Here is a 4,395-nt window from a genome sequence, read left to right as displayed (position 1 = left end):
CGCCACCGCTCCGGCCCCCCTCAACTCCCCTGGAAGGCCGACCCGTTCCGGTTCGCCGGACCACCGGACACGCCCGGCGCCGCCACCGCCGCGATCACCGCCCGCACCGGCCGCCACACCCCCGCGGCATTCACCCCGGGCATCACCGTTTCCGATTCCCGGCACTTCCCCGGCCGCCGACCGCCCCTTTTCTCGGCGTAACACTCCGTAACGCGCACGCAAAACAACGCCACAGATCCATTCACGGCTGCACCCACTGCCCGGGACCTTTCCGATCCCTTCCCGGCCGCGCGCGGCCCGAGTACCGCACGATCTCAGCCATGGCCAACCGGAAGTGCGAGTTCTCAGAATGCGGACCTCGGCGAAAATCCCCCAAACCCGTCGAGAGGGTCCGCCGCCGAGACCGGACATCCACCCCGTCATAACAAGAAAGTCACAAGCCAGCCCACGCCGCTGCCGCTGCCCTTACCCCGGGCTTAGAGTCACGGCCAGTCACCGCCTCCATCGGGAGTTCGGTACCAGCGCGGCACTCACCCCCCGACCAGGGCGGGGCCTGCCTGTGAAAGGACTGATTGTGCGACAGCGTTCCTTGGTGATTCTTACCTCCGTGCTCACAACCGGAGCTCTGACTCTCACCGCCTGCGGCTCCCGAGACGACAGCGGTGACAAGGGCGGAGACAACGGGAGCGGCACCACGCTGACCATCGGCGTCGACGCCCCCCTCTCCGGTGAGAACTCCACCACCGGCCTCGGCATCCAGTACGGCGCCCAGATAGCCATCGACGACGCCAACAAGAACAACTGGGTCCCGGGCGTCAAATTCAAGCTCAAGGCGCTGGACGACAAGGCGCAGCCCGCCACCGGCCAGACCAACGCCACCAACATCGTCGGCGACAAAACCGCCGTCGGCGCCGTCGGCCCGCTGAACTCCGGCGTCGCCCAGACGATGCAGCAGGTGTTCGCCTCGGCCAACATGGTCCAGATCTCCCCCGCGAACACGGCCCCCGAGCTGACCCAGGGCAAGAACTGGCAGACGGACAAGAAGCGCCCGTTCAAGACGTACTTCCGCACCGCCACCACCGACGAACTGCAGGGCAGCTTCGCGGCCGGCTACGCCTACAACGGCCTCAAGAAGAAGAAGGCCTTCGTCGTCGACGACAAGCAGACCTACGGCGCCGGCCTCGCCAAGATCTTCAACGAGCAGTACAAGAAGCTCGGCGGCAAGGTCGTCGGCACCGACCACGTCAACACCGGCGACAAGGACTTCGGCTCCCTCGTCACCAAGATCAAGAACTCCGGTGCCGACCTGCTCTACTACGGCGGCCAGTACGACGAGTCCGCACTGATCACCAAGCAGCTCAAGGACGCCGGCGTCAAGATCCCGCTGTTCGGCGGCGACGGCATGTTCGCCACCACCTACATCGAGGCCGCCGGCAAGTCCTCCGAAGGCGACCTCGCCACCGCCATCGGCGTCCCCGCCGACACCCTGCCCGCCGCCAAGACCTTCATCCAGACGTACAAGGACAAGGGTTACAAGGGCGACTACGGCGCCTACGGTGCCTACGCCTACGACGCCACCACCGCCATCATCAAGGCCGTCAAGGCCGCGGCCGACGCCAACGGCGGCAAGGTGCCCACCGACATCAACGACCTGCGCTCCAAGGTCGTCGACGGTGTCCAGAAGGCCGACTTCGAAGGCCTCACCGGCAAGATCGCCTTCGACGAGTACGGCGACACCACCAACAAGCAGCTGACCGTCTACCAGGTCGAGAAGGGCGCCTGGAAGGCCGTCGAGACCGGCACCGCCGACCTGCAGTAACACCGCCCCCAGCAAGCCTCACCACGGGCCGCGCGGAAGGAGGACCCCAACCGCGCGGCCCGTTCTCACACCCCCACACAGCACGCGACCACGCACGCATCCAGTGCACACGACCACCAGCGACATGGAGGCCACGCGGTGAACACCCTGCCGCAGCAGCTGGCCAACGGGCTGCTCCTAGGCTCGATGTACGGGCTGATCGCCATCGGCTACACGATGGTGTACGGCATCGTCCAGCTCATCAACTTCGCGCACGGCGAGATCTTCATGACCGGGGCCTTCGGCGCCCTCACGGTCTACTTCTACATCCTCCCCGACGGCACCTCGATGGCCCTCGCCGTACCCCTCATGCTCCTCGGCGGAGCCCTCGTGGCCATCCTCATAGCCGTCGGAGCGGAACGATTCGCCTACCGACCACTGCGCGGAGCACCACGCCTGGCACCGCTGATCACCGCAATCGGCCTCTCCCTGGCCCTCCAGGAGGTCGTACGCAACTTCTACCCCGGCGCCGACCGCGCCCGCGCCTTCCCCGGCCTCGACACCACCCACGACATCGGCTCCGTCACCATCAAGGACGCCGACATCTTCCTCATCCTCGCCGCCGTCCTCTGCATGTCCGCCCTCGCCTTCTTCGTGCGCCGCAGCCGCACCGGCCGCGCCATGCAGGCCACCGCGCAGGACCCCGACACCGCACAGCTCATGGGCATCGACACCAACCGCATCATCGTCATCGCCTTCGCCATCGGCGGCTTCTTCGCCGCCGTCGCCGCCGTCGCCTACGGACTCAAGTACGGCAACGTCGACTACCGCATGGGCTTCCTGATGGGCCTCAAGGCCTTCACCGCGGCCGTCCTCGGCGGCATCGGCAACATCTACGGCGCCATGCTCGGCGGCGTCGTCCTCGGCGTCGCCGAAACCCTCGCCTCCGCCTACATCGACGAGATCCCCGGCATGCAGCAACTCGGCGGCCAGAGCTGGGCCAACGTCTGGGCCTTCTGCCTCCTCATCCTGGTGCTCCTCTTCAGGCCACAGGGCCTGCTCGGCGAGCGCGTCGCGGACAGGGCGTGATCACATGACCGAGACGACCAAGACCCCGACGCCGGACGCCGCCCCCACCCCGACGCCCGCACCGCACGGCCTCATCCCGCTGCCCACCGCGGCCGCCCGCGGCCTCCTGCTCGCCGGCGGCACCGCCACCGCCGCCTCCGCGTTCCTCGCCTGGACCTGGACCGCCGAATTCCCCGGCGACCTCACCTTCAACGGCTACCCCGGCGGCCTGCAGTGGCTGACCTTCACCGCCGGCATCCTCACCACACTGTTCGCCCTCGCCTCCTACGGCCTCCGCGGACTCGGCTGGCTCCTGCCCGCCCGCAACAACGCACCGCTCGCCCTCACCGCCCTCGGCGGCTTCGCCGTCACCTGGTTCACCGTCATCGCCATCAGCACCGAACTCGGCGGCGTCGTCAACCTCGAACCCGGCGGCTGGATCGCGGCCATAGCCTCCCTGCTGCCCGTCATCGGCGCCTTCGCCCTCCCCCAGGAGCGCACCGGCACCAGCAGCACCAAGGAAGCCGTCAAGGCCTACATCGCCAAACCCGAGCACATCCCCGCCCCCCAGGCCACCGCACCCTGGATCCAGCGGGCCATGATCACCGTGGTCACCATCATCGGCCTCGGCGTCTTCACCTACGGCATCGACACCGAGTACGGCGAACTCTTCGTCGGCTACCTCTTCGTCGTCACCTTCGCGATCTGGGCCCTGCACACCGCAGGCCTCCTCGACCGCTTCTCCGCACTCGCCGCCGGCAACCGCAGCTTCACCCTCGCCATGGGCTTCGCCGCGGCCATCGCCTTCCCCTTCACCCAGACCGACGACCACTACGCCAACATCGGCGTCAACATCCTGATCTTCGGAACCGTCGCCCTCGGCCTCAACATCGTCGTCGGCCTCGCCGGACTCCTCGACCTCGGATACGTCGCCTTCCTCGGCGTCGGCGCCTACACCGCCGCCCTCGTCTCCGGCTCCGAGTTCTCCACCATCTCCGGCGTCCACCTGCCCTTCTGGGCCTCCGCCCTGGCCGGCGCCGCCGCATCCCTCGTCTTCGGCGTCCTCATCGGCGCCCCCACCCTGCGACTGCGCGGCGACTACCTGGCCATCGTGACACTCGGCTTCGGCGAAATCTTCCGCATCGCCGTCAACAACATGGACGGCCAGTCCGGACCCGACGTCACCAACGGCCCCAACGGAATCCCCTCCATCCCCGACCTGAACCTCCTCGGATTCAACTTCGGGCAGGCCCACGACATCGGCGGATTCACCCTCGGCCGCTTCGCCAACTACTACCTCCTGATGGTCCTCATCATGGCCATCGTCGTCCTGGTCTACACACGAGCAGCGGACTCCCGCATCGGCCGCTCCTGGATCGCCATCCGCGAAGACGAGACCGCCGCCACCGCCATGGGCATCAACGGCTTCCGCGTCAAACTCGTCGCCTTCGCCCTCGGCGCCGCCCTCGCCGGCCTCGCCGGCACCGTCAGCGCCCACGTCACCTACAGCGTCGTCCCCACCCCCTACC

At 67.9% G+C, this 4,395-nt stretch carries 4 protein-coding genes; all 4 read left to right on the top strand.

The features are described from left to right. Nucleotides 1-201, top strand: a 201-nt coding sequence (locus C1J00_RS46060; protein ID WP_219728403.1) for a hypothetical protein, incomplete at its 5' end; no start/stop codon positions are given. A 388-nt stretch (nucleotides 202-589) separates the two neighbouring features. Continuing rightward, on the top strand, nucleotides 590-1,819 hold the full coding sequence (locus C1J00_RS38930) for a branched-chain amino acid ABC transporter substrate-binding protein (protein WP_102913599.1): 1,230 nt from the start codon (nucleotides 590-592) through the stop codon (nucleotides 1,817-1,819). A gap of 138 nt (nucleotides 1,820-1,957) precedes the next feature. Next, on the top strand, nucleotides 1,958-2,887 hold the full coding sequence (locus C1J00_RS38925) for a branched-chain amino acid ABC transporter permease (protein ID WP_102913598.1): 930 nt from the start codon (nucleotides 1,958-1,960) through the stop codon (nucleotides 2,885-2,887). Nucleotides 2,888-2,891: 4 nt separating this feature from the next. Continuing rightward, nucleotides 2,892-4,395, top strand: a 1,504-nt coding sequence (locus C1J00_RS38920) for a branched-chain amino acid ABC transporter permease (RefSeq protein WP_102913597.1), incomplete at its 3' end; no start/stop codon positions are given.

This window comes from Streptomyces cahuitamycinicus, assembly GCF_002891435.1.
Taxonomy (GTDB): Bacteria; Actinomycetota; Actinomycetes; order Streptomycetales; family Streptomycetaceae; genus Streptomyces; species Streptomyces cahuitamycinicus.
The sequence above is the reverse complement of the archived record's forward strand: the minus strand, read 5'-3'. Positions and strand labels throughout refer to the sequence as shown.